This is a genomic window from Microbacterium sp. NPDC058345, from assembly GCF_042723855.1.
Taxonomy (GTDB): Bacteria; Actinomycetota; Actinomycetes; order Actinomycetales; family Microbacteriaceae; genus Microbacterium.
This window is the reverse complement of record NZ_JBHXIG010000003.1, coordinates 1-21359: the sequence shown is the minus strand read 5'-3', so window position 1 is coordinate 21359 and position 21359 is coordinate 1. Positions and strand designations below refer to the sequence as shown.

Below are 21359 nucleotides of genomic sequence, written 5' to 3'. Positions count from 1 at the left end.
CTCACACCAGCCTGTTCTGCACGAGGAACTCGACGAGCTGCGCGGCGGCGTCGCCCTCGTCCGTGATCTTGACGCCCGCGGCGCGAGGCGGCTTCTCGGCCACCGCGGTCATGATGGTGCGCGGGGCCACCGCGGGGTCGGCCGACACCCCGAGATCGGCGAGCGAGAGCACCTCGAGGGGCTTTTTCTTCGCGGCCATGATGCCCTTGAAGTTGGGGAATCGCGCATCGGGCAGAGCCTCGGTGATGGAGATGACCGCCGGCAGCGGAACGGTCACCGGCTGCGAACCGGCATCGGCCGCACGGGTGCCGGTCAGCCGGCCCTCGCCGATCTCGACCGCGCTCAGCGCCGTTGCCTGAGCGAACCCGAGGTGCTCGGCGAGCATGGCGGGGATCATTCCGCCGGACCCGTCGGTGGAGAGGTTCCCGGTGATGACGAGGTCGGGCTCGCCACGGCGGATGGCGGCGGCGAGCACCTCGGCGGTGAGCCCCATGTCGGCGCCGCGCAGCTCGTCGTCGACGATGTGCACGGCGGATGCGGCGCCGATCGCCAGCGCCCGGCGGACGGATGCCGTCGACGTCTCGGGCGCCATCGACAGCGCGACGACCTCGGTGCCCGCGTTCTTATCGGCGTACGACAGCGCCACCTCGAGTGCACGCTCGGTGATCTCGTCGAGCACGACATCACCGGCGCCGCGATCGGCCAGTCCGGTCTCGAGATCGAGCTTGCGGTCACCGTAGGTGTCGGGCACTTCCTTCACCAGGACGTAGATCTTCATCGACATCTCCTCACGCCGCATCCGAGTCTATCCGCTCGGAATCGTCGCACCCCGAGCAGGCCCCGCGACAGCGATACGCTGTGACCGTGCCCCGTCCTCGCCCCCTCCCCATCGACCCGCTCGCCGAGGCGAAGCGGCAATGGCTCGCGCACGGGTGGACGGAATCGGCCGACGGCATGGCCGTGGTGATATCGGTGATGCGCGCGCAACAGCTGCTGCTGGCGCGGGTGGATGCCGCACTCAAGCCCTTCCGCCTGAGCTTCGCCCGCTACGAGGTGCTGCGCCTGCTCGCCTTCAGCCGCAACGGCAGTCTGCCCCTGTCGAGCGTGGTCGCCCGCCTGCAGGTGCACGCCACCAGCCTCACCAGCACGGCGGAGCGGCTGGTGCGCGACGGGCTGGTGAATCGCGAGCCGCATCCGCACGACGGCCGCGCGGCGATGCTCACCCTCACCGACGCCGGGCGTGAGCTGGTCGAACGTGCGACGCTCGCACTCAACACCGAGGTGTTCACGAATCCGGGGGTGGATGCCGACGACGCCGGCGCCCTGGTCGGGATCGTGGCGCGGCTGCGCCGCAACGCCGGCGACTTCACCGATCCCCGTCCGCTGCCCGATCCGCTCTGATCCGGTAACTTCACCGATGTCGTCCTTCGTGCTGGAACGCCTGATCCCCGCGAGCCCGGGCGAGGTGTTCGACGCGTCTCTCGATGTCGAGCTGCACGTGCGATCGCAGGGATCCCGCCGCGAACGGGTGGTCGCCGGCCCGACGTCCGGGATGCTCCGCGACGGCGACGGCATCACGTGGAGCGCCCGGCATTTCGGCATCCGGTTCCGGCTGGCATCCGTCGTGTACGACGTGGACCGCCCGCGCCGGTTCCGCGACCGGCAGACCCGCGGCCCGTTCTCGTCCTTCGTGCACACCCACGAGTTCCTCTCCGACGCGGAAGGCACCCGCATGCGCGACACGATCGAGTTCCGCTCGCCGTTCGGCCCCCTGGGCCGCATCGTGGACGCTGCGGTGATGAGACGGCATCTCATCGGCGTCATCTCGGAGCGCAACGACGCGATCAGCGCGCACTTCGCCTGAGTGCGCGTCGCGCCGGGCGTCCGACCCGGTCAGACGATGCCGAGCGGCACGTGCGACACGGGATCCAGCCCGGTCACGGTGATCCAGCCGTCGGCGAGGTGGGCGGCATCACTGCCCGGCACGGGGTCGCGGGGCAGATCCTCCACCGCCAGGCGCACATTGTGCTCGTCCTGCTGGGTGAGGGTGGTCTGCACGATACCGAACGGGGCGAGCTCGGATTCGATGACGCCGCGCTGCTCGCGTGTGTTCGGCACATTCACATTGATGACGGTGCCGCGCGGATGCCGCAGCAGTGCCGGCACCAGCTCGGCCGCCGCCTGCGCCGCCGCATCCCACTGGAACTCCTTCGGCGCCATGCCGACATCGAGCGACACCGCGACGCCCCATGCGCCGTTGAGCCCTCCGGTGAGCGCGGCACCCACCGTGCCGGAATGCAGGATCGCCCGCCCGACGTTGGCGCCGTGGTTCACGCCGGATGCCACGACGTCGGTCGGATCGCCGAAGGCGCCGCGTGCGGCGATGAGCGCGATCAGGCCGGGCCCGCCGTGCACCGCGAACGCGGGGACATCCTCCAGTCCCTCCAGGGTGCGCCGCTCGACGCGGATGCTTCCGTGAGCGTCCTCCGCCATGATCGACGCGCTCGAACCGCTGGACTGCGACACCGGCGCGGCGATGACCACGTCCATCTCCGCGGCGAGAAGCGCTCGTGCCAGGGCATGCAGGCCCGGTGAGGTGATCCCGTCGTCGTTGGTGACCAGAACGCGGGTCATCCTTCCTCCTCCGTGTCGATCATCGAGGCCAGGCCGTCAGGGCTCACGCCCCCGCTTTCGTCGTCCTCTCCGCCCTCCGGCGTCCGGGTGCGCACGCGCTGTCGCAGTTCGGCGATCGTGTCGGCGTCACCGGTGCCCAGCCCGTGCCGCGTCACGTTCATCGCCCCCGCGGCGGCACCGAGAGTGATCGCGGTGCGGACCGGGTCCCCGCGGACGAGTCCGGCGACGACGCCGGCGATGAGCGAATCCCCCGCTCCCCGGCTGTCGGCGACCTCGACCCTCGGCGGCGTGATCTCCAGCATCCCCTCGCCGTCGAGCAGGAGCAGCGGCTCCGCAGCGCGGGTGACGATGACGGTCGCCGCACCGCGCGATCGCAGGGCGCGCATGGCGTCTGCGGTCGCCGGCACGGAATCAGTCGCGAGACCGTGGGCGTGCAGCTCCTCATCGCTGACCTTCAGCAGATCGACGCCACCCTCCAGTGCGGCATCCAGGCGCTCGCCGGAGAGGTCCACCACGACCGTGCACCCCGCCTCACGCAGATCGGTCGCCAGCCGGCGGTACGTGTCGGCGGGCAGCACGTCGTCGCCGTCCGGGCCGCTGAGGATCACGATGCCGGTGCGCATGCCCTCGCGGATGACCGCCCCGTAGAGCTCGTCGAGGTCATGGCGCGCGACGGGGTCTCCGGTCTCGCGGCCGACCTCCCGGCGTTCGCCCTCCCGGCGATCCTGGACGTAAGCGGACGCCCGGCCGGCGCGTTCGACGCCGACCACGTCGACCCCGTCGTCTTCGAGCAGGTGCCGGATGACTGCTCCCGCTTCGCCGGCGAGCGAGCAGCACATCGTCACCGAGATGCCGAGTCGGCGCAGCATCCGCGCCTGCCACACCCCCTGCCCGCCGGCGTGGATGTGGATCTCATCCGCGTCGCCCGCGTTCTCGACGGTCACGGTGAGTGTCGGCGAGGGGGCGAAGATCGTCACGTCGCTCATGCGGCGACGATAGCCACGCGCGTCACGCCTTCGGCACCCCCTTGCGACGAAACGGGTGCCCGGTTAGGCCGGATGCGAGCCGTCGTAAGATGACCGCCATGAGCGAACTCCGTCTGCACACTGTGCTTCAGCCGATGGGCCCCGCCGGCGCGATCGTGCTCGATGACGAGCAGGTCGCGGTGCTGAGCACGGCGAAGACGTTCCCCGTCGTCGTGGCGATCGGCGACCGCATCGCCCGACTGCGCCTGGCGCGGATGGGCGGGCAGAACCTGATCGGCTTCAGCAAGGCGGTGCGCGCCGAGATGGGCGTGGAGCTGGGCGATGAGTTCGACGCCGTGATCACGGCCGACACCGCCGCGCGGACGATCGATATCCCGGATGCGCTGGCCGCGGCGCTGGAATCGGATGCTGCGGCGAAGTCCGCCTTCGGCGCGCTGTCGTACTCCCGTCGGAAGGAGATCGCCCGCACGATCGCCGAAGCCAAGCAGGATGCCACCCGCGAGCGACGCCTCGCGAAGGCACTGGAGGAGCTGCGGGGCTGACGCGCGCGCCCCTCGTGTCGGCGCGCCTTGCGTGCCGCGCGTTCGCGAGAAACCACGTTCGGCATGAGAAACCACGTGCGCACGGGTGTCTCGTGCCAGAAGTGGTTTCTCGCGCACGAGGCGGTTCTCGCCTGCGGGACCGCTCGCGTCGGGCAGCGCGGCGACGCTAGTCGCCGTGATACACGTAGTGGTCGAAGCGCTCTGGCACCTGCATGCGCTGCCAGGCGAGCTCCTCGTCGCGCCGCGACCGGTTGCCGGGGAACGCCTTGGCCGTGTACCGGGGCACCTGGCGGGCGTGGCCGGCCATGTGCGCCACGGCGGCCGCCTGGCCGCAGACGCGCGCGGCGGCGATCGCCGACGGGTCGCTCGCCTCGCGTGCGGCGGCGTGACAGGCGAAGGCGCGCTCGCGCACCTCGCCGATCCCCAGCTCGCCGCGCAGGAACGCCTGCGCGGCGTCGAGCGCCTCGCGCGGCCTGATGTCATCCGGCCGCTCCGCGACGAACAGCGGCAGCATCCGCTCGGCACACGCCACCGTCCATTCGACGAGCTCGCGACGGTCCCTCTCGGGAAGCGTCAGATCTGCGTCGTCGGGAAGCACGTCGATCGCGCCGCTCATCGGTGCTGGAAGTGAGGGGGGCGCTTCTCTCGGAACGCGGCCATCCCCTCCTTCTGGTCGGCGGTGTCGAACAGCACGGCGAACGCCTGCTTCTCCTGCGCGAGACCGTCGGCGAGCGAGGTCTCCATGGCGGCATCCAGCGTCGCCTTCGCCGCGTAGAGCGACGGCAGCGACTTGGAGGCGATGGTCTCGGCGAGCTTCGTCGTCTCGTCGAGCAGATCGGATGCGGGCACCATGCGCGAGACCAGCCCGATGCGCTCGGCCTCGTCGGCCTTGATCAGCCGACCGGAGAGGATCAGCTCGGCGGCCTTGTAGTAGCCGACCGCCCGGATCAGGCGCTGCGTGCCGCCCATACCGGGGATGACGCCGAGGTTGATCTCGGGCTGCCCGAACGTCGCCGTGTCGGCGGCGAGGATGATGTCGCACATCATGGCCAGTTCGCATCCACCGCCCAGGGCGTAGCCGGAGACGGCGGCGATGACGGGCGTGCGCACGGCGGCGAAAGTGTTCCAGGCGCCGAAGTGATCGGTGGCGATCATCTCGGCACCGGTCTTCGACTCCATCTCCTTGATGTCGGCACCGGCGGCGAAGGCCTTCTCGGACCCGGTGACGACGATCGCGCCGATACCGTCGTCGGCGTCGAAGGAGGATGCCGCCGCGGCGACCTCTTCGGAAACCCGGCCGTTGAGGGCGTTGAGGGCCTCAGGTCTGTTGAGGGTGATCCAGCCCACCCGTCCTCGCTGTTCGACGAGGATCGTCTCGTACTCGGCCATGTTCACTCCCTCCGCCGCGACGTTGCGGCCCCTCCAGTATTCCAGGCGCGCGCCGGCAGGGCGCCGCGGCACCCGCGCCGGCGCACGTCACCGTCTGTCCTCGGATGCCGGCCCTCGGTCGGCGTTCCGCGCCGACGCGCGGTTCAGCCGGCGTCGCGGATGTCCGTGATGATGCCGGAGAAGTCGCGCCCGGCGCCGTCGCCGTCGGCGAACGTCGCGTAGATCTGCTCGGCGAGGCGCCCCATCCTGGCCTCCGTGCCGGTGCCCTCGATCGCCTGCAGCGCGAGCCCGAGATCCTTGGCCATCAGCGCTCCTGCGAAGCCGGGCTGATAGTCGCGGTTCGCCGGGCTGGTGAGCACCGGACCGGGCACGGGGCAATTCGTGGTCAGCGCCCAGCACTGACCGGACGCCTGCGAGACGACGTCATAGAGCGCCTGATGCTCGAGGCCGAGCCGTTCCCCCAGCACGAACGCTTCGGCCACGGCGATCTGCGAGATGCCGAGGATCATGTTGTTGCACACCTTCGCCGCCTGGCCCAGACCGGGCCCGCCGCAGTGCACGATGCGCTTGCCCATCGCCTCGAGCAGCGGCAGCGCCTCGGCGAAGTCGTCGTCGGAGCCGCCGACCATGAACGCGAGCGTGCCGTTCTCGGCGCCGACCACGCCGCCCGACACCGGCGCGTCGATGTTGCGGTGTCCGGCGGAGACGGCGAGCCCATGCGCTGTGCGCGCCTCATCCACCGCGATCGTGGACGACTCGATGAACAGCGTGCCCGGCTTCGCCGCGGCCAGCAGCTCCTCCTGATACGCGGCGATGACGTGCTTGCCCGCGGGGAACATCGTGATGACCACGTCGGCGTCGGAGACGGCGGCCGCGCCGCTCTCGGCGATCGGAATGCCGGCCGCCCTGGCTGCCTCATCCGCGGCGGGAACGACGTCGTAGCCGTGAACCTCGTGCCCCGCGGCGACGAGGTTCTTAGCCATCGGCAGCCCCATGTGCCCGAGGCCCAGGAACGCGATGCGGGTCATGATGCGCTCCGCATCGGGTTCTCGCCGCTGCGCTGGAGGGACGCGGAGCCTGCGGGTCGCAGGATCTCGCGTCCGACGATGAGTCGCATGATCTCGTTCGTCCCTTCCAGGATCTGGTGCACGCGCAGGTCGCGCACGACCCTCTCGATTCCGTAGTCCTGCAGGTACCCGTAGCCGCCGTGCAGCTGAAGCGCCCGGTTGGCGACGTCGAACGCGGCATCGGTGGCGAACCGCTTGGCCATCGCGCACCGCATCGTGGCATCCGGCGCCTTGTCGTCCACCGCCTGCGCGCCGTCGCGCATCATCAGCCGCGCCGCCTGCAGATCGGTGCGCATGTCGGCGATGGTGAACAGGATCGACTGCTTCTCGGCGAGCGGCTCACCGAAGGCGACCCGCTCGTGCACGTACTGCACCGCGCGGTCGAGCGCCCACTGCGCGCCGCCGATCGAGCAGGCCGCGATGTTCAGGCGTCCGCCGTTGAGCGCCGACATCGCGATGGCGAATCCCTCGCCCTCGCCACCCAGCCTCGCGGAAGCGGGAACGCGCACCCCGTCGAAGATGACCTGCCGGGTCGGCTGCGCGTGCCAGCCCATCTTCTTCTCCGGAGCGCCGAAGCTCAGCCCCTCGGCGTCGCCGGGCACGAGGAACGCCGAGATGCCCTTGGCGCCGGACGATGCGGAGCCGGTGCGGGCCATGACGACGTACACGCCCGCCTCGCCCGCGCCGGAGATGAACTGCTTGACGCCGGTCAGCAGGTAGTCGTCGCCGTCGCGCGCGGCACTGGTGGCGATGTTCGCCGCATCCGATCCCGCGCCCGGCTCGGTGAGGCAGTACCCGCCGAAGGCCTCCATCGCGGTCAGCGGCGGCACCCATTGCGCGCGCTGCTCCTCGGTGCCGTACGTGTCGATCATCCAGGCGACCATGTTGTGGATCGAGATGTACGCGGCGACCGCGGTGTCGCCCTTGGCGAGCTCCTCGAAGATCGCGACCGTGTCGACACGGCCGAGCCCGGTGCCGCCGAACTCCTCGCGTACGTAGATGCCGCCCAGCCCCAGTTCGCCCGCGCGGTGCAGGCTCTCACGGGGGAAGATGTGCTTCTCGTCGCGCTCGGCGGCGAACGGCGTGAGCTCGGCTTCGGCGAACTCGCGTACGGCGCCGAGAATCGCCTCGCGCTCCTCGGCGGTGGTGGTGACGGTGGTGATGCTCATGACATTCCTTGGGTGGAGTGGGCGTGGCGATCAGTGCAGGGTGGGGATCACGAAGCTGGCCCCCTCGCGGATGCCGTGGGCGGGCCACCGGCTGGTGACCGTCTTGGTCTTGGTGTAGAACCGGAACGCGTCGGCGCCGTGCTGGTTGAGGTCGCCGAACCCGCTGCGCTTCCACCCGCCGAAGGTGAAGTAGGCGATCGGCACGGGGATCGGCACGTTCACGCCGACCATGCCGACGTTCACCCTGGCGACGAAGTCGCGGGCGGCGTCGCCGTCGCGCGTGAAGATCGCGACGCCGTTGCCGTACTCGTGGTCGGATGCCATCGCGAGCGCCTCTTCGTAGTCGGATGCCCTGGCGATGACCAGCACCGGCCCGAAGATCTCCTCGCGATAGATCGCCATGTCGGTCGTGACGTGGTCGAACAGGGTGGGCCCGAGGTAGAAGCCCTCCTCGTGCCCCTCGACGCTGAAGCCGCGACCGTCGGCGAGCAGGGTTGCTCCCTCGTCGACGCCCTGCTGGATGTACGCGGTGACCCTCTCGACCGCGGCGCGCGTGACGAGCGGGCCGTAGTCCATGCCTTCGTCCAGCGAGGGGCCGACCTTCAGCTCGGCCACCCGCTCGGTCAGCTTGGCGGCGAGCGCCTCGGCGGTCTGCTCGCCGACGGGCACCGCGACCGAGATCGCCATGCAGCGTTCACCGGCCGACCCGTAGCCCGAGCCGATCAGCGCATCCGCGACCTGGTCGAGGTCGGCGTCGGGCATGACGATCATGTGGTTCTTCGCACCGCCGAAGCACTGTGCGCGCTTTCCGTGTGCGGTCGCGGTGGTGTAGATGTACTCGGCGATGGCCGTCGAGCCGACGAAGCCGACCGCCCGCACGCGCGGATCGGTGATGAGGGTGTCGACCGCCTCCTTGTCACCGTGCACGACGTTGAAGACGCCGGCGGGCAGACCCGCCTCGAGGAAGAGTTCGGCGAGGCGCACCGGCACCGAGGGGTCGCGTTCACTCGGCTTGAGCACGAAGGCGTTGCCGGATGCGAGTGCGGGGCCCGCCTTCCACAGCGGGATCATCGCCGGGAAATTGAACGGGGTGATCCCGGCGACGACGCCGAGCGGCTGGCGCAGCGAATAGACATCGATGCCGGCACCCGCCCCCGTGGCGTACTCGCCCTTGAGAAGATGCGGGGCTCCGATGCAGAACTCGATCACCTCGATGCCGCGCTGGATGTCACCCTTGGCGTCGTCGACGGTCTTGCCGTGCTCACTCGACAGCAGCCGGGCGAGCTCGTCCATGTCGCGGTGCACGAGCTCGACGAAGCGCATCATCACGCGGGCGCGCTTCTGCGGGTTCGTCGCCGCCCATTCCGGCTGGGCCGCCTCGGCGTTCTCGATCACGGTGCGCACCTCGTCGGCGGTGGCGAGCGGCACGCGCGCCTGCACCGCCCCCGTGCTGGGGTCGAAGACGTCCGCGACGCGGCCGCCCGCGGTCTCGACGTGCCTTCCGCCTACGAAATGTGGGATCAAACGAGTCATTGTGCTGACGCTCCTCCGTGCCTTCTTTGGCACAGTGATGAGGATAGTCGGCGGGCAGACGAAATACTAGGGACACCAAGCATCTGCCGATGTCGGGGCTCGGAGCCGAGCGCGGCATGGGGAAGCGCGCCGGCGCTCACCTTCGAGATGTTCCCCGGCGTTCACCACCCCGTCACCTTGCGCGGGTACAACTGTTCCTGCGCGGGCGAGGCTGAGACCGGATCGGGTGCCGATGACCGCCGCGCCGCGGTGAGCACTGCTCCCGCAGCGGTCACAGACCGCGAGACCCCCGCCGAATCGGGTCGGCGGGGGTCTCTTCCGTTCGATCGCGCCGACTCAGCGCACCAGGTTGCCGTTCACGCGCACCTTGCCGTCGGCGATGCTGACGATCTTCCCCGGGCCTCCGGCCAGATCCATCGTGGCCGCCCATACCGTTCCGTTCGCGGCGACCGCCACCGACAGCGCTCCGCTGAGCGGGGCATAGAGCGAGGAGACGCCTCCGTTGATCTTCGTCACGCCGGCGCCGAACAGCTCGGCGACATACACGTCGCCACCCTTCACTGCAGCGCTGGTCGGTCCGGACAGCCCGGACGCGAGCTGCGTCACCGAGCCGCTTCTCGGGTCGATCTGCCACAGCGCTCCCTGCGAAGCACTCTCGCCGGGGAAACCAGGCAGCGTCGTCACGTAGACTTTCCCGCCGCTGCCGACGGCGACACCGGTGGGCACCGGTTCGACGTAGTACGTCTCCCCCGCCGCGCACGCGGGCAGCCCCAGCATCCCGGCGGTCTCCGCGGTGAGCGTCACCGGCACCGGCGGCAGCACGGCCAGCGTGCTGATCTGCCCCGAGTCGGTCACCCGCAACACGGCGTTGGCCGCCGCGTCGGCGACCAGCCACTCGCCCTTCCAGGAGGCGACGTTGTATGCGTGCGCGTCCTTGAGGCCGGTGTAGCTGAGCGGAGCGCCACCGCTGGCTTCGACGACGCACGGGTTCGGGTCGGTGATGCCGTAGACGTTGCCGGCGTCGGGGTTGTTCGCGAACTCGTAGGCATGCAGATCGGCGTACACGACGGCGCCCTTCGGCCCCCGGATGTTCAGTCCGCTCTCCAGGATCACGGGAGGCTCGGTGGAGCCGTCCTCGACGGAAGAGCCCCAGGCCATCGTGGCTCCGCGGATCGCCAGGCCGGTCAGCCCGGGGATGCCCTCGACGACGGGGGCGATCCCCCCGTCGGGCTGGAGCTGGCCGATCGTGCCTGTCGCGCCGTCGGCGACGTAGACCCGCGAGCCGTCGAGAGCGATGCTGAAGGGCGCGCCGAGCTGCGAGGACCATTCCTGCGGGGGCGGTGGTGGGGAGTCGGCCGACGCGGCCGTCGGGAGTGAGAGTGCCAACGCCGCGGCAGCCGCCGCCGCGATGATGGTTCTGGTGCTGCGCATTCCTGTCTCCGATCTCGGTACGGGTCGTCCTCGATGACGACCCGCCTGGATTCTCCTCCCGAGCCGGACGGACGCCATCGGGGTTCCGCCCCGTCTTTCGCGCATCCACCCCCGTAGGACGCACCTCCTCCCGAGGCGGCCCTGGCGTCCGAAGCGCCCCTCGTGGCCGAGGCGACGCGCGCGTCCGCTCCTCAGAGCCGCTCGAGGATCAGGGCGTTCGCCATGCCGCCGCCCTCGCACATCGTCTGCAGGCCGAACCGGCCGCCGGTCGCCTCGAGGTGCCCGAGCAGCGTGCCGAGCAGCCGGGTGCCAGAAGAACCGAGGGCGTGCCCCAGCGCGATCGCACCGCCACGCGGATTGAGCCTCGACGGGTCGGCGCCGAGCTCGGCGGCCCAGGCCAGCGGCACCGACGCGAACGCCTCATTGACCTCGTAGGCGTCCACATCGTCGATGGTCAGCCCGGCGCGATCGAGCACACGCCGGCTGGCCGGGATGGGACCGGTGAGCATGAACATCGGGTCGTCGCCGATCACGTCGAAGGCGCGGAACCGCGCCCGCGGCGTGAGCCCGAGCTGAGACGCCCGCTCCGAACTCATCATCAGGGCGGCCGAGGCGCCGTCGGTCAGTGGCGAGGAGTTGCCCGCGGTGATGCGCCAGTCGAGTTCGGGGAAGCGCTCCGCCAGGGCGTCCGTGCGGAAGGATGCCGGCAGGCCGGCGAGCTTCTCGGCGGTGGTGCCCTCGCGGATCGTCTCATCGGCGACAGTATCCGGCGCCTCGGGAACCGGAACGACCGTGGCGTCGAAGAATCCGTCGCGCCATGCCTGCGCGGCGCGCGCGTGCGACTCGGCCGCGTACGCGTCGAGGCGGTCGCGGTCGAGAGCCCAGCGCTGCGCGATCAGCTCGGCGCTGACACCCTGATTCACCAGTCCGTCGGGGTAGCGCGAACGCAGCCGGGGCGACATCGGCGAGCCGCCGGCCGTGGATGACCCGAGCGGTACGCGGCTCATCGATTCGACTCCGCCGACGATGACGATGTCGTAGGCACCGGCGGCGATCCCCTGCGCGGCGAAGTGCACCGCCTGCTGGCTCGAACCGCACTGCCGGTCGATCGTCGTCGCCGGCACGGTCACGTCCATGCCCGCGGCGAGTACGGCCTGCCGCGCGATGTTCATGGCCTGGTCGCCCACCTGGCTGACGCAGCCGAGCAGCACGTCGTCGATCTGCTCGGATTCCAGTCCGTTGCGGCCCAGGATGCTCTGCAGCACGCCCGCGGCGAGGTCCACGGGATGCACTGCGGACAGCGCTCCGCCGGGCTTGCCCCGCCCCACCGGGGTGCGGACGACGTCGACGATCACGGCTTCGCTGCTCATGCCTCCATCCTGCCCCGTCATGAACGGAAAGGGGCCGGTCGCGACGGCCGCAGCGCGCTGCCCGGCCGATGCGGTCAGCGCCTGCGGCTCAGAGCCCGAGCCGCTCCAGGAACCCATTGCGGAAGCGACCCTCGGGATCCATCCTCGCGCGCAGCGCCGCGAAGTCGTCCCAGCGCGGGTGGCGATGGCGCACCTCGGCGGCATCCAGCGTGAAAACCTTGCCCCAGTGCGGGCGGGCTGTGGCCGGCAGCGCCGACTCGATCGCCGGCAGAAGCGCACGCACGGCCGCTTCGTCGCGACGCCAGGTGAAATGGATGCCGACGGCATCCGTCCCGTACGACGGGCTCAGCCAGAGATCATCCGCCGCGATCGTCCGGATCTCGCTCACCAGCAGCACCGGTGCGATCCGATCGGCCAGTCGGCGGATCGCCTCGATCGCCGCGACCGCGTCGGAACGCTGCAGCAGGTACTCGCTCTGCAGCTCCTCACCGGCGGACGGCGTGAACTCCAGCCGGAAATGCGGCAGGCGTTCGTGCCAGGGACCGGCCGCGCCGAGCTGCGGGGTGGCGGCCCCGGCCGGTGCGCCGAGGAGGGGATGCCGCTCGACGACGGCGGACGTGACACCCAGGCTCTGCAGCAGCTGCGCGTCGGGCGCGACGGCATCCGTGCGATTCTTCACCCAGAGCTGGTCGGCCGCGTCGGCATCCGTCCAGCGCGAGAAGATGCTGACGCTGGTGCCGAGGGCGGTGACCCGGTCGAACTCCGCGAGCAGCGCATCCCACGACGGCGACTCGTGCACGGTCTGCGCGACCTCGTACGCCGGCTCGATGTCGAGCTCGAGTTCGGTCACGATGCCGAGTGCGCCGAGGGCGACGACGGATCCGGCGAAATCGGGATCGCCTCGGCGCAGCATCCGCAGTTCGCCGTCGGCATCCAGGATCGTCACGGCGCGCACCGCGGCCGCGAGAGAGCCGCTGCGGTCGCCGGAGCCGTGCGTGCCGGTGGCGACGGCGCCGCCGACGGAGATGTGCGGCAGCGAGGCGAGGTTGCCCAGCGCATGCCCCCGCTCGTGCAGCAGCGGTGCGAGTTCGCCGTAGCGGATGCCGGCCGGCACCCGCACCGCACGGCCATCGCCGGTGATCACGACCTCACCGGTGAGCGCCGAGAGCTCGACGAGCACCCCGTCGGTGTCGGCGATGTCGTTGAAACTGTGCCGCGATCCCAGCGCCCGCACCGTCCGGCCGGTGGCGCGGGCGTCGGCCAGCAGACGGCGCAGCGCCTCGAGGTCGCGGGGACGCTCGACGCGCTCGGCGGCGTAGCGGATGTTCCCTGCCCAGTTGGTCTGCGTGCCCATGACGGCATGGTACGGCGGTTCGCGCCGTCGCCACGGCACACGAGACCGGGCGACCGCGCACCGCGGAAGGGTCTTCAGGCCGCCCCGATCTCAGCGGAGCGGATCGGCGAGCAGCCGCTCGAAGGCCGCGTCCGCGGCGCCGATGAGGAGCCGGTCGGCCCCGAGAGCCGCAGACGACAGCACCAGACCTTCGGCCGACGCGGCCAGGGCGCGACGGCGGACCTCGTCGTCGAATCCCTGCGCGTCGGTCTGGCGGAGCACGCCGAGGAATCCGCCCAGCACGATCATCGAAGGATTCAGCACGTTCACGGCGTTGCCGAGCGTCGCGGCAAGGATGCGGCGCTGCCGCGCGGCCTCCGCCCCGACCTGAACGTCCGGCGCCCCGAGCGCCTGCGCGAGGCGGGCGTCGTCCGCACTGCCCAGCCCGGCGGACGCCAGCAGGCGCGCCCGGTTCACCTCGTCCTCGAGCACGCCGCCCTCGACGCGCCGATCCCGCGCATCCGTGATGCTCGCGGCCGTCTGCCCCCACTCGCCGGCATATCCCCCGACACCGCCGATGAGCCGGCCGTGCAGGATGAGCCCGCCGCCGATGCCGCTGGCGCCGCCGTTCAGATAGACGACGTCCTCGTGCTCGCGTGCCGCGCCGAACAGTCGCTCGGCACGCGCCCCCAGTGAGGCGTCGTTTCCCACCGTGACCGGCAGCCCGCTCGCCTCCGTCAGCGGCGCGGCGATATCGGCATCTTGCCATCCGAGGTGCGGCGCAAGGCGCACGAGCCCGTCTGCCATGCGCACCAGTCCGGGAACGGCCACGCCGGCGCCGACGATGCGGCATCCGGCGAGCGCCTCCGCACGCCACCGGGCGACCACGTCGGCGACCACGGCCACGACCTCGCCGATGCCGGGCTCGGCCGCGTCGACGCGCACGCGTTCGCGCACCCGGCCGCCCAGCGCGACCGCGCCGATCTCGATCGCGTCGATCTCGGGGTTGACGCCGATGGCGACGATGTTCTCACTCGGCACCACGACGGGCGACGGACGGCCGACGCGGCGGGTGGGATCGGGTTCGCGCTCCTCGACGAGTCCCGCCGTCACCAGCCGGAGGACGAGGTCGGACACCGTCGAGCGATTGAGCCCCGTCTCGGTGGTGATGACGGCGCGCGAACGCGGACCGACCTGGTGCACGAGTCGCAGCACTTCACCGAGATTGGTCCGTCGCACGCCTTCGGCGGTCGTGGCGCGCTCGCTCATCCCGCCTCCTGCCGCTCTGAGCCCTCGGGGTGTCGGTTTTTGACGCGATCGCGGCTCGCCGACCCCCGTGATATGTTCGACTCTACAACATTTCATCGATGACGCTGAAGGCGGCTCCCATGTCTCTCATCCCCACGAAGGCCGACCGGTTCTCGTTCGGCCTCTGGACCATCGGCTACAACGGCACCGACCCGTTCGGCGGCCCGACCCGTCCTGCGCTCGACGTGGTGCACGCGGTCGAGAAGCTCGCCGAGCTGGGCGCGTACGGCCTCACCTTCCACGACGACGACCTGTTCGCCTTCGGATCGACGGATGCCGAGCGGCAGACCCAGGTCGACCGGCTGAAGCAGGCCATGTCCGACACCGGCATCGTCGTGCCGATGGTCACCACGAACCTGTTCAGCGCCCCGGTCTTCAAAGACGGCGGATTCACGTCGAACGACCGGCAGGTGCGCCGCTTCGCCTTGCGCAAGGTGCTGCGTAACATCGACCTCGCCGCCGAGCTGGGCGCGAAGACGTTCGTGATGTGGGGTGGCCGGGAAGGCGCCGAGTACGACTCCGCCAAAGACATCCGCGCGGCTCTCGAGCGTTACCGCGAGGCGGTGAACCTGCTGGGCGATTACGTCACCGACAAGGGCTACGACATCCGCTTCGCCATCGAGCCGAAGCCGAACGAACCCCGCGGCGACATCCTGCTGCCGACCCTCGGGCACGCGATCGCGTTCATCGACTCGCTGGAGCGTCCCGAACTGGTCGGCCTGAACCCCGAGGTGGGTCACGAGCAGATGGCGGGCCTGAACTTCACCGCCGGCATCGCGCAGGCGCTGTACCACGGCAAGCTCTTCCACATCGATCTCAACGGTCAGCGCGGCATCAAGTACGACCAGGACCTCGTCTTCGGTCACGGCGACCTGAACAACGCGTTCTCGCTGGTCGACCTGCTCGAGAACGGCGGCCCCGGCGGCACGCCGGCCTACGACGGCCCGCGGCACTTCGACTACAAGCCCAGCCGCACCGAGGACGAGAAGGGCGTGTGGGAGTCGGCCGCGGCCAACATGCGCATGTACCTGCTGCTGAAGGAGCGCGCCGCCGGTTTCCGCGCCGACCCTGAGGTGCAGGAGGCGCTGGCCGCCGCGAAGGTCGCCGAGCTGTCGCAGCCGACGCTCGGCGAGGGCGAGAGCTACGACGATCTGATCGCCGACCGTGGTGCCTTCGAGGACTTCGACGCCTCTGCCTACCTGGGCGGGCACGGCTTCGGATTCGTGCGGCTGCAGCAGCTGGCGACCGAGCACCTGATGGGTGCACGCTGACGTGACGCTCGTGATGGGCGTCGACTCCTCGACGCAGTCGTGCAAGGTGGTCATCGCGGACGCCGCGACGGGTGACGTGGTGCGCTCCGGACGGGCCGCCCACCCGGATGGCACCGAGGTCGGCCCGCAGGCGTGGTGGGAGGCGCTGCGGGCGGCGATCTCGGATGCCGGCGGCATGGCCGACGTCGAGGCGTGGTCGATCGCCGGACAGCAGCACGGGATGGTCGTGCTCGACGCCGAGGGCCGGGTGATCCGGCCGGCCCTGCTGTGGAACGACACACGTTCGGCCGCTGCCGCGGCCGCCCTCGTCGAGGAGGTCGGTGCCGGGGCGTTCAGCGCGCGCACCGGCGTCGTGCCGGTCGCGTCGTTCACCGCGACGAAGCTGCGCTGGCTCGCCGACGATGAGCCGTCGAATGCCGCACGGGTGGCCGCGATCACCCTGCCGCACGACTGGCTCACCTGGCGGCTGCGCGGCTTCGGCCCCGAGAACCCGGTGCTCGATGAGCTCATCACCGACCGGTCGGATGCCAGCGGCACCGCCTACTGGGGCGCCGACGGCTACGACCGCGAGATCCTCTCGCTCGCGCTGCGCCGCGATTCGGCATCCGTCGTGCTGCCTCGAGTGCTGCGGCCGGACGAGAAGGTGACGGACGCCGACGGCCGACGCGTGGCGCCGGGCGCGGGTGACAACGCCGGTGCCGCCCTGGGACTCGGCGCGCGCGGCGGCGACGCCGTGGTGTCGATCGGCACGAGCGGCACGGTGTTCGCGGTGACGGATGCGCCGGTGCGCGACGCGACGGGCACCGTGGCCGGCTTCGCGGATGCCGCCGGAGGATGGCTTCCGCTCATCGCCACGCTCAACGCGGCGCGCGTGCTGGACGCGACGGCCGCGCTGCTCGGAGTGGATCACGACGGGCTGGCCGCGCTCGCGCTGGCGGCGGAGCCCGGCGCCGGCGGGCTGGTGCTGCAGCCGTGGTTCGAGGGCGAGCGCACCCCGAATCGCCCCGATGCCACCGCGACGCTGTTCGGCATGACGCTGACGAACGCCACGCGCGAGAACCTCGCGCGCGCCGCGATCGAGGGCGTGCTGTGCGGACTGGCCGACGGGCTCGACGCGATCCGAGCCCACGGCGTCGCGCCGACCCGCATCCTGCTCATCGGCGGCGCGGCACAGAGCCGGGCGGTGCAGACGATCGCAGCGCAGGTGTTCGACCTTCCCGTCGTCGTTCCCGAGCCGCAGGAGTACGTGGCGTTCGGCGCCGCCACCCAGGCCGCCTGGACTCTCCTCGGCTCACGTCCGGATTGGAGCGTCGGAGAGACGGATGCCGCGGCGGGCGGCCACGTTCCCGGCATCCGGTCGCAGTACGCCGCCCGTCTTCCCTAGCCGCACTCCCTGTTCTCGTCGAGCCCCGCTCCTGGTGTCAGGGTCGCGCGGCGTGCGGTGCGTGAGGCGCCCTCGGGATGGGCACCACACGCGGCGGGTCAACTCGTGGGTATCCAGACTCGCATGGTCGAGGGGCCGCGCTGCGCCCACTCGTGGTACGGGATCAGCACGACATCGGATGCCACGCCGGTCTCGCGGTTCGCGATGCGCACGCGCACCTGCCCGTCGGTCTCGGTCGGCTCGGGGGCGGAGTCGATCACCGCTTCGGCGACGTCCGCGCCGAAATCGACCGACTCCAGCGCCAGCACCTCGGGCCCGCGTTCGACGACCAGACACCCGCGCACGGCGTCGATCCGGGGGTCCGGTGCGATCACGCGAGGCGCGAGCGGCAGGTCCAGCTCGATGACGTCGCCTGCCTGGAAGGCGCGGTGCAGCGAGACCGTGCCTGGTATGGCTTCCGCGGCCTGCTCGTCGCCGAAGCGCACGGTGGCCCCGTCCGCCCATTCGGGGATGCGCAGACCGAGCGTCCACTCGCCGTCCTCGCGGATCGTGACCCGCACGCGTCCCTCGGCCGGGTAGGCGGTCGAGACGTCGAACGCGGCGACGGTGCCATCGGGCAGCGTCGTCCGCACGGATGCGGCGGCGTACTGGTGCACCTGCACGCCCTCGTCGTCCGCGGTGGCGAGGTAGGCGGCGAGGCTCGCGAAGGTGCGTGCCACGTTCGGCGGACAGCACGAGACGTCGAACCACGGCGCCCGAAGCGACGAGTGCGCGCGCGGCGAGGTGGCGTCCGGGTCGGCCGGCTGCGCCGGCACCCGCTGGTGCAGGGTGTTCGCATAGTAGAACGCCCTGCCGTCGGGTGCGGGCGACGTGGCCACCACATTGAACAGAGTGCGCTCGATCAGGTCGGCGTACCGCGGGTCGCCGTCGGCGAGCAGCAGCCGCCACGAGAACATGATCGAGCCGATCCCCGCGCAGGTCTCGGAGTAGGCCCGATCGGAGGGCAGCTCCCAGTCGTCGCCGAAGGCCTCGTCCTGGTGATGCGAGCCCTGCCCTCCGGTCACGTAGGTGCGCCGTTCCACGGTGCGCCGCCACTGCCGGCGCAGCGCGTCGAGCAGCGCGTCGTCGCCGTTCTCCACCGCGACGTCGACCGCCGCGGACGAGAGGTAGTTCGCTCGCACGGCATGCCCGCGCAGGGTCTCGGCGTCGCGCACCGGCACGTCATCCTGGTAATACGACCGGCCGAACTCGATGTCGGCGAGCGTGTGGCGCCCGTGACGCTCGACGAAGAGCCCGGCCTGGTCGACGAAGCGCTGCTCGCCCGTCAGCCGGCCGAGCTCCGCCAGGCCCACCTCCACCTCCGCGTGCCCGCAGATGGCGTCGCGCCCGGCGGTGCCGAACTCCCGGCACACCAGATCGGCGGCGCGCATTGCGAGCTCGAGCAGACCGTCGTCGGCACCAGGACGGGTGCGCGCACGCGCCACAGCGGCCTGGAAGAGGTGGCCGAGGCAGTACAGCTCGTGACCCCACTCCAGGTCGGACCAGCGCGGTGCCTGGCCCGGACGACCGAATCTCGTGTTCAGGTAGCCGTCGGCCTCCTGCGCCGCGGCGACGCGCGCCACGATCGCGCGGAACCTGGCCTCGAGCGATGCGTCGTCCGTGCGGCCGATCTCCCAGGCCAGCGCCTCGAGATATTTGTACACCTCGGAGTCCGAGAACTCGCGGCCGCGACGCCCCTCGGGGAGCCGGTCCGCCGCTGCGAGGTCGAAATTGCGCAGCCACCCCTCGGACTCGAGCTTGGACTCGATGTGCGCGAGCGTGTTCGCGCCGTTGACGCGCTGGCGGTCGCCCCAGAAGCCGTCCGCGATGCGCACCTCGTCGATACCGAGCGGGCGCAGGCGCCCCCGGGCCGGGACGACCGGTGCGACGACGCTGCTGGCCGCCGTGGCGAGGACGGGGTGGGTGCAGATGATGTCGGTCATGGTTCAGCCCTTGAATGCACCCGACATGAAGCCGCGCACGTAGTGTCTTTGCAGGATCAGGAACAGCAGGATGCACGGCAGTGCGAGCACGACCACACCGGCCTCCGTGGCTCCGTAGTCGACGACGCCCTGCGCCTGGCCGCGCAGATTCGCGACGGCGAGCGGCAGCGTCATCCTGTTGCTGTCGTTGATGAGGATCAGCGGCGCCATGAAGTCGTTCCAGGCGGTGAGGAAGGCGAACAGGCCCACAGTGACCAATCCGGGCTTGACCGCGGGCAGCAGCACTCTCCAGAGCGCGCCCCAGCTGGAGCAGCCGTCGACCATGGCGGCCTCGTCGAGCTCCTTCGGGATCGACTCGAACGAGATGCGCATCATGAACATCGAGAAGGGCAGCTGGAACATGGTGATCACCAGCGCCACCCCGACCAGGGAGTTCTGCAGTCCGACCGCGTTCAAGATCACGTAGAGCGGAATCAGGAGGGTGGCGTACGGCACCATCAGGATGGCCAGCGTCAGCAGGAACAGAGCGTTCTTGCCCGGGAAGCGGAAGCGCGCGAACGCGTAGCCGCCGAGCAGCGAGATGAACAGCGTTAGGGCGACGGTGAGCACGGAGACGACGGCGGAGTTCCACAGGTAGACCCAGATGCCGGCCTGGTACTCGGTGAGCGCGGCGTAGTTGCCGAAGCCCCATCCGCCGGTCTGGCTGGTTCCCGCGCGCGGACCCACGCTCGAGACGGCGGTCCAGATCAGCGGGTACAGGAAGATGAGCGCGAGCGCGCCGGTGAAGACCCAGTACGGGATGCCGAAGGCGAGCGGCATCCGCTTCTCCGGCGCGTGCGGCGCGCCGGGCGCGATGACAGCGCGAGTGGTGACGGGCGCGGTGGTGGTCGTGGTCATGGTCTCAGCTCTCCTCGGAGCGTCCGAAGGCGCGCATCTGGAAGACATTGATGACGATCAGCGCGAGCAGCACGATCACCGAGAGGGCGCCGGCGATGCCGAGGCTGTTCTGGCCCTGGAAGGCGACGTTGTAGATGAGCTGCACGACGGTCATCGTCGAGTTGTCGGGTCCGCCCTTGGTGAGGATGTAGAACTGCTCGAAGGCGAGCAGCGAGCCCGTCACGCACATGATGGTGGTCAGGGCGAAGGTCGGCCGCAGCAGCGGCACGGTGATGTCGCGGAACGTCTGCCACCGACTCGCGCCGTCGATGCGCGCCGCCTCGTAGACGTCATCGGGGATCCCCTGAAGGCCCACGAGCATGAGCAGCATGTAGAAACCCGCGTAGCGCCAGACGATGAGGAAGATCGTCGACCACAGGGCGCCTTCCGGCGTGCCGAGGAAGGTGATCCCCCAGGAGGCCATCAGATCGGCGAACGGACCGGCGATCGGCGAGTAGAGCACGTAGAAGAGGAGGGACGCGGATGCCAGCCCGAGGGCGCTCGGCACCAGGAAGGCGGTGCGCAGGAAGCCCTTCCAGCGGGTGGACTCCTGCACCAGCAGTGCGAGCCCGAGGCCGAGTGCGATGAGGATGACCGTCGTGATGACGGTGTAGAGCAGCGTGAACCGGATCGAGTCCCAGAACAGCCGGTGGTCCACGGCATCCACGTAATTCTCGGGGAAGTTGATGCCGCGATTGCCTCCCAGCAGCGGCCAGTCCGACGCGGACATCTGGAACACCAGCAGCAGCGGGATGACGAACAGACAGGCGACGAAGACCGCCGTGGGAGCGGCGTACAACCAGCCAAGGACGGGTCCGCCGTAGCCGCGGCGACGCCGGCGGACGCGCGCCGTCGCGCTCTGCGGCGCGGAAGCGGTGAGGGTCATCTCGATCCAATCGGGTAGAGCGGGGGCGGGGGGGGGGGGGGGGCGGGGCCCCCCCCCCCCCGCAAAAAAGGGCCGGGCCGGGCCGGGAGACGGGGGTTGACGCCGCGGCGGGGTCGGCCGCCCAGTGGAACCCGGTTG

Annotated in this window: 20 protein-coding genes; 5 read left to right on the top strand and 15 right to left on the bottom strand. The window is 70.7% G+C overall.

Features of this window, described 5'->3' with window-relative positions; all coding sequences use genetic code 11:
* Window position 1: 1 nt before the first annotated feature.
* Window positions 2-778, bottom strand: a complete 777-nt coding sequence (locus ACFWH5_RS11785; protein WP_378834857.1) for an electron transfer flavoprotein subunit beta/FixA family protein — start codon at window positions 776-778, stop codon at window positions 2-4.
* An 86-nt stretch (window positions 779-864) separates the two neighbouring features.
* Between ACFWH5_RS11785 and ACFWH5_RS11780 the strand changes: the two genes are divergently transcribed.
* Both ACFWH5_RS11780 and ACFWH5_RS11775 read left to right on the top strand, forming a co-directional pair.
* Window positions 865-1401: a MarR family winged helix-turn-helix transcriptional regulator gene (locus ACFWH5_RS11780; RefSeq protein WP_378834855.1), complete on the top strand. Its 537-nt coding sequence runs from the start codon at window positions 865-867 to the stop codon at window positions 1399-1401.
* A gap of 16 nt (window positions 1402-1417) precedes the next feature.
* Window positions 1418-1864, top strand: a complete 447-nt coding sequence (locus ACFWH5_RS11775) for an SRPBCC family protein (RefSeq protein WP_378834854.1) — start codon at window positions 1418-1420, stop codon at window positions 1862-1864.
* 29 nt (window positions 1865-1893) lie between these two features.
* On the opposite strand, the gene surE is transcribed toward ACFWH5_RS11775, so the two are convergent.
* Window positions 1894-2634, bottom strand: a complete 741-nt coding sequence (surE, locus tag ACFWH5_RS11770; RefSeq protein WP_378834853.1) for a 5'/3'-nucleotidase SurE — start codon at window positions 2632-2634, stop codon at window positions 1894-1896.
* Window positions 2631-3620 carry a 1-phosphofructokinase family hexose kinase gene (locus ACFWH5_RS11765; RefSeq protein WP_378834851.1) on the bottom strand — a complete coding sequence of 330 codons (990 nt, stop codon included), beginning with the start codon at window positions 3618-3620 and terminating at the stop codon, window positions 2631-2633. Before ACFWH5_RS11765 ends, surE begins: the two co-directional genes overlap by 4 nt.
* A gap of 98 nt (window positions 3621-3718) precedes the next feature.
* Here ACFWH5_RS11765 and ACFWH5_RS11760 point away from each other — a divergent pair, with 98 nt between their 5' ends.
* Complete coding sequence (locus ACFWH5_RS11760; protein ID WP_378834850.1) at window positions 3719-4162, top strand: YdeI/OmpD-associated family protein; 444 nt, start codon at window positions 3719-3721, stop codon at window positions 4160-4162.
* A gap of 166 nt (window positions 4163-4328) precedes the next feature.
* On the opposite strand, the gene ACFWH5_RS11755 is transcribed toward ACFWH5_RS11760, so the two are convergent.
* The 9 genes from ACFWH5_RS11755 to ACFWH5_RS11715 all read right to left on the bottom strand — a co-directional run bounded on the left by ACFWH5_RS11755 (window position 4329) and on the right by ACFWH5_RS11715 (window position 14723).
* Entirely contained in the window at window positions 4329-4778 is a 450-nt protein-coding gene (locus ACFWH5_RS11755) for a putative immunity protein (RefSeq protein ID WP_378834849.1), read from the bottom strand.
* Window positions 4775-5551, bottom strand: a complete 777-nt coding sequence (locus ACFWH5_RS11750; protein WP_378834847.1) for an enoyl-CoA hydratase-related protein — start codon at window positions 5549-5551, stop codon at window positions 4775-4777. The genes ACFWH5_RS11755 and ACFWH5_RS11750 overlap by 4 nt, the downstream gene beginning before the upstream one ends.
* Window positions 5552-5694: 143 nt before the next feature.
* Window positions 5695-6579, bottom strand: a complete 885-nt coding sequence (mmsB, locus tag ACFWH5_RS11745; RefSeq protein ID WP_378834846.1) for a 3-hydroxyisobutyrate dehydrogenase — start codon at window positions 6577-6579, stop codon at window positions 5695-5697.
* Window positions 6576-7787 carry an acyl-CoA dehydrogenase family protein gene (locus ACFWH5_RS11740; RefSeq protein WP_378834845.1) on the bottom strand — a complete coding sequence of 404 codons (1212 nt, stop codon included), beginning with the start codon at window positions 7785-7787 and terminating at the stop codon, window positions 6576-6578. The genes mmsB and ACFWH5_RS11740 overlap by 4 nt, the downstream gene beginning before the upstream one ends.
* 30 nt (window positions 7788-7817) lie before the next feature.
* A complete protein-coding gene (locus tag ACFWH5_RS11735; RefSeq protein ID WP_378834843.1) occupies window positions 7818-9320 on the bottom strand; it encodes a CoA-acylating methylmalonate-semialdehyde dehydrogenase in 1503 nt (500 codons plus the stop codon).
* Between the two features lie 336 nt (window positions 9321-9656).
* Window positions 9657-10751, bottom strand: a complete 1095-nt coding sequence (locus ACFWH5_RS11730; protein ID WP_378834841.1) for a ScyD/ScyE family protein — start codon at window positions 10749-10751, stop codon at window positions 9657-9659.
* A gap of 191 nt (window positions 10752-10942) precedes the next feature.
* The gene (locus ACFWH5_RS11725; protein WP_378834840.1) at window positions 10943-12121 is read right to left on the bottom strand and encodes a thiolase family protein; all 1179 of its coding nucleotides are present in this window, start codon (window positions 12119-12121) and stop codon (window positions 10943-10945) included.
* 88 nt (window positions 12122-12209) lie between these two features.
* Window positions 12210-13475: an FAD-binding protein gene (locus ACFWH5_RS11720; RefSeq protein WP_378834838.1), complete on the bottom strand. Its 1266-nt coding sequence runs from the start codon at window positions 13473-13475 to the stop codon at window positions 12210-12212.
* Between the two features lie 90 nt (window positions 13476-13565).
* Entirely contained in the window at window positions 13566-14723 is a 1158-nt protein-coding gene (locus ACFWH5_RS11715) for an ROK family protein (RefSeq protein ID WP_378834837.1), read from the bottom strand.
* A gap of 119 nt (window positions 14724-14842) precedes the next feature.
* On the opposite strand from ACFWH5_RS11715, the gene xylA reads away from it, so the two are divergent.
* Window positions 14843-16033, top strand: a complete 1191-nt coding sequence (gene xylA / locus ACFWH5_RS11710) for a xylose isomerase (protein ID WP_378834836.1) — start codon at window positions 14843-14845, stop codon at window positions 16031-16033.
* Between the two features lies 1 nt (window position 16034).
* Window positions 16035-17417 (top strand): xylulokinase, encoded by a 1383-nt coding sequence (gene xylB / locus ACFWH5_RS11705; RefSeq protein ID WP_378835760.1) that lies wholly within the window; start codon window positions 16035-16037, stop codon window positions 17415-17417.
* Window positions 17418-17515: 98 nt separating this feature from the next.
* On the opposite strand, the gene ACFWH5_RS11700 is transcribed toward xylB, so the two are convergent.
* The 3 genes from ACFWH5_RS11700 to ACFWH5_RS11690 are packed head-to-tail and all read right to left on the bottom strand — an operon-like array spanning window position 17516 to window position 21221.
* Window positions 17516-19399 carry a glycoside hydrolase family 127 protein gene (locus ACFWH5_RS11700; protein ID WP_378834835.1) on the bottom strand — a complete coding sequence of 628 codons (1884 nt, stop codon included), beginning with the start codon at window positions 19397-19399 and terminating at the stop codon, window positions 17516-17518.
* 3 nt (window positions 19400-19402) lie between these two features.
* Window positions 19403-20296 (bottom strand): carbohydrate ABC transporter permease, encoded by an 894-nt coding sequence (locus tag ACFWH5_RS11695; protein ID WP_378834833.1) that lies wholly within the window; start codon window positions 20294-20296, stop codon window positions 19403-19405.
* A gap of 4 nt (window positions 20297-20300) precedes the next feature.
* Window positions 20301-21221 (bottom strand): carbohydrate ABC transporter permease, encoded by a 921-nt coding sequence (locus tag ACFWH5_RS11690; protein WP_378834831.1) that lies wholly within the window; start codon window positions 21219-21221, stop codon window positions 20301-20303.
* Between the last annotated feature and the right edge of the window lie 138 nt (window positions 21222-21359).

Excerpts from the sequence above, each read along its gene's own strand:
- ACFWH5_RS11785 (WP_378834857.1), bottom strand. The coding sequence starts at position 778 with ATGAAGATCTACGTCCTGGTGAAGGAAGTGCCCGACACCTACGGTGAC.
- ACFWH5_RS11775 (WP_378834854.1), top strand. The coding sequence starts at position 1,418 with ATGTCGTCCTTCGTGCTGGAACGCCTGATCCCCGCGAGCCCGGGCGAG.
- surE (WP_378834853.1), bottom strand. The coding sequence starts at position 2,634 with ATGACCCGCGTTCTGGTCACCAACGACGACGGGATCACCTCACCGGGC.
- ACFWH5_RS11765 (WP_378834851.1), bottom strand. The coding sequence starts at position 3,620 with ATGAGCGACGTGACGATCTTCGCCCCCTCGCCGACACTCACCGTGACC.
- ACFWH5_RS11760 (WP_378834850.1), top strand. The coding sequence starts at position 3,719 with ATGAGCGAACTCCGTCTGCACACTGTGCTTCAGCCGATGGGCCCCGCC.
- ACFWH5_RS11755 (WP_378834849.1), bottom strand. The coding sequence starts at position 4,778 with ATGAGCGGCGCGATCGACGTGCTTCCCGACGACGCAGATCTGACGCTT.
- ACFWH5_RS11750 (WP_378834847.1), bottom strand. The coding sequence starts at position 5,551 with ATGGCCGAGTACGAGACGATCCTCGTCGAACAGCGAGGACGGGTGGGC.
- mmsB (WP_378834846.1), bottom strand. The coding sequence starts at position 6,579 with ATGACCCGCATCGCGTTCCTGGGCCTCGGGCACATGGGGCTGCCGATG.
- ACFWH5_RS11740 (WP_378834845.1), bottom strand. The coding sequence starts at position 7,787 with ATGAGCATCACCACCGTCACCACCACCGCCGAGGAGCGCGAGGCGATT.
- ACFWH5_RS11735 (WP_378834843.1), bottom strand. The coding sequence starts at position 9,320 with ATGACTCGTTTGATCCCACATTTCGTAGGCGGAAGGCACGTCGAGACC.
- ACFWH5_RS11730 (WP_378834841.1), bottom strand. The coding sequence starts at position 10,751 with ATGCGCAGCACCAGAACCATCATCGCGGCGGCGGCTGCCGCGGCGTTG.
- ACFWH5_RS11725 (WP_378834840.1), bottom strand. The coding sequence starts at position 12,121 with ATGAGCAGCGAAGCCGTGATCGTCGACGTCGTCCGCACCCCGGTGGGG.
- ACFWH5_RS11720 (WP_378834838.1), bottom strand. The coding sequence starts at position 13,475 with ATGGGCACGCAGACCAACTGGGCAGGGAACATCCGCTACGCCGCCGAG.
- ACFWH5_RS11715 (WP_378834837.1), bottom strand. The coding sequence starts at position 14,723 with ATGAGCGAGCGCGCCACGACCGCCGAAGGCGTGCGACGGACCAATCTC.
- xylA (WP_378834836.1), top strand. The coding sequence starts at position 14,843 with ATGTCTCTCATCCCCACGAAGGCCGACCGGTTCTCGTTCGGCCTCTGG.
- ACFWH5_RS11700 (WP_378834835.1), bottom strand. The coding sequence starts at position 19,399 with ATGACCGACATCATCTGCACCCACCCCGTCCTCGCCACGGCGGCCAGC.
- ACFWH5_RS11695 (WP_378834833.1), bottom strand. The coding sequence starts at position 20,296 with ATGACCACGACCACCACCGCGCCCGTCACCACTCGCGCTGTCATCGCG.
- ACFWH5_RS11690 (WP_378834831.1), bottom strand. The coding sequence starts at position 21,221 with ATGACCCTCACCGCTTCCGCGCCGCAGAGCGCGACGGCGCGCGTCCGC.